The organism is Microbacterium sp. bgisy189 (genome assembly GCF_965345345.1).
Taxonomy (GTDB): domain Bacteria; phylum Actinomycetota; class Actinomycetes; order Actinomycetales; family Microbacteriaceae; genus Microbacterium.
Genome location: NZ_CBDRMZ010000019.1, coordinates 1 through 2,292, shown reverse-complemented (window position 1 = coordinate 2,292; position 2,292 = coordinate 1). Strand labels below are relative to the sequence as shown.

The following is a 2,292-nucleotide window of genomic DNA, read 5'->3' as shown; positions in this document are numbered from 1 at the left end:
AGGCCGAGGCGTCGATGCCGAGCACACGACGCTTCACGCCCGTGAGCTCCTCGTCTTCGAGCGCCGCGAGGGTGTCGGGCCGCTTCCGAGAGTGATCGGGTCGCGCTGATATTCCGCGGAAGGCATGGGCGTGATCGGATTGTTGTCCTCCTGAGCCGTGCCGCGTCGAGCGCCGATGCGAGGATGTGTGCATGACACGCGCATGGGGGGCCACCGTTCTGATCAGCATTGCCGCGCTCGCTTTGGCGGCATGCGCACCGACCACCACCGGAGCCGATCCGACAGGATCATCGACGGGCGACCCGTCGCCGAGTTCGACACCGTCAGCGACCGAACCGGCATGGACGGTCGCGTTCGACGGCGACTGCGACGCACTCCTCTCTCCGGAGCAGCGTGAGACGATCGTCGCGCCGAACATGGTGGAGCGAACCGAACTCTGGGAGAAGTACACGCAGGCCTCGCAGCCTGCCTCGGTGCAGCTTCCGTCGCCCGGCGCTGAGGGCACCGCGGGCGGCCTGCGGTGCAAGTGGGGCGAAGACGTCGGCAACGACTACGAGGGTCAGTGGCTCGAGGTGTTCGTCTTCCCCGAGTCGCTGGTGGAGGCGTCCGTCGCCGGCTCGTACGCAGAGCCGACGTGTGAGGCCGCATATGGCGGATCGTCGTGCCGCCTCGCCGCGACCGCAGGGGGTGCGTGGGTGCTCGTCACGATGGGCCCGGACGCTGCGACCACCGAGGCTCCGGCTTCGATGACCGCAGTGCGCGATGCGGTGCTCGAGAACCTTGCAGCGGCCGAGCCCCCGGTGCCTGCGACGGCGACCGACCAGTGGTGGCCGATCGTCGACTGTGCGGCGCTGGCTGAAGACATGCAGCTCGGCGAGGTACTCGCCGACTACGGGACCGGCCGATGGGAAGGTGCTCCGTCGCTCGAGCAGACGATTCTCGAGAACGTCGGGGCGGAGCAGTACTGCGAGTACGTCGCCGATGACGTCGCGAACGCGGACTGGTTCCGCATGTCGATCACGACCGCACCCGGTGGTGCTTGGCTGTGGGATCGCACGGCGGTCCTGCTGCCCGACACGGTCGACGTCGAGGGTGCCGAAGACGCGGTCCGTCTCACCGTCGAGGGCGAGGACGAGACAACCGACGTGCTGGCCGCCACCGATGGGACGAACCTCATCTGGGTCACGGTCGACGGGCTCGATGTCGCGCCCGAGGTCGCCGCGCGCGCGCTCGGCACGCTGGCCGCCTCGGAAGACTGATCCGTCGATGAATCGCTGTCGACGCGCTGCGGTACTCGGCGCGATCACCGTAGCGATGCTGTTCGCGGGATGCACGGCGACAACCGCGCCCGCTCCCGCGAACACTGGCAATGCGACGGCGAACTCGACGACGGCTCCGACCCCGACGCCCGAAGTGGTGTCGGAGCCGACGATCCCGTTCGCGGGTGACTGCGCGCAGCTGCTCACCGACGGACAGCTCGACGACCTGCTCGGCGCCGGCTGGGTGCCTTTCGAAGACCAGCTCCTCGTTTGGAACCCGGACCGGATCCCCGTCGCTGAACCGGATGCCACAGGCACGCTCGGCGGGCTCACGTGCGCGTGGTGGTCTGAGGGGGAGGACGAGCTCGAGAAGCTGGAGGTGATCGTGCTTCCCGCCGCATCCGTGCCGGCCGACTTCGTAGCGGACTTCTCCGAGACCCGTTGCGATCCCTCCTACGACGTCACGCTGTGCCGGCTCGCTGCCGAAGTCGGTGACGTGTGGGTCATGGTCACTGCCGGTCGCGACTTCACCGAGCCACCGGCGCAGAAACTGCAGGCGACGATCGACGCTGTCGCGGCGACGGCGGTCGATTCGTTCGACGGCGTCTCCGCAGATGTCACCGAGGGATGGTGGCCGGTGCCGGACTGCGCAGTGCTGTTCGAGGCGATCTCGCTCCAAGAGATCATCGGCGACTACGTGAACGGGTACTGGGAGGGGAACGTGCAACCCGAGGAGACCCTGCTCCGTGACACCGGTGTGCAGGCACTCTGCCCGGCGAGCACCAACGGTGATGCGCCCGATGGTGGGCACTACATCATCATGCCGTCGGTGTACCCGGGCGCGGCCTGGCATTGGGACGAGCTCGCGGCGACCGAGGGGATGGCTCCGGCCGATATCGGAGGAGCCTCGGCGGGATTGTCGTTGGCGGGGGTGGGATTCAACGCGCTCTACGCGACCGACGGCGTGAATGTCGTCATGATGACACTCGACAAGGACGAGCCGGTCGAGGTCGCGCACGAGATCCTGGAGCGT

2 protein-coding genes are annotated in these 2,292 nt (G+C 68.0%); both read left to right on the top strand.

Translation table 11 applies throughout. The annotated features are described in order from the left end of the window. Positions 1-191 precede the first annotated feature (191 nt). Positions 192-1,259: a hypothetical protein gene (locus ACSF8R_RS14560; RefSeq protein ID WP_434812450.1), complete on the top strand. Its 1,068-nt coding sequence runs from the start codon at positions 192-194 to the stop codon at positions 1,257-1,259. 7 nt (positions 1,260-1,266) lie between these two features. Continuing rightward, positions 1,267-2,292 (top strand): hypothetical protein (locus ACSF8R_RS14555; protein ID WP_434812449.1); only part of this gene is annotated, 1,026 nt, incomplete at its 3' end.

Bases quoted from the DNA above. Each gene is read 5' to 3' on its own strand.
- ACSF8R_RS14560 (WP_434812450.1), top strand. From the start codon at position 192: ATGACACGCGCATGGGGGGCCACCGTTCTGATCAGCATTGCCGCGCTC.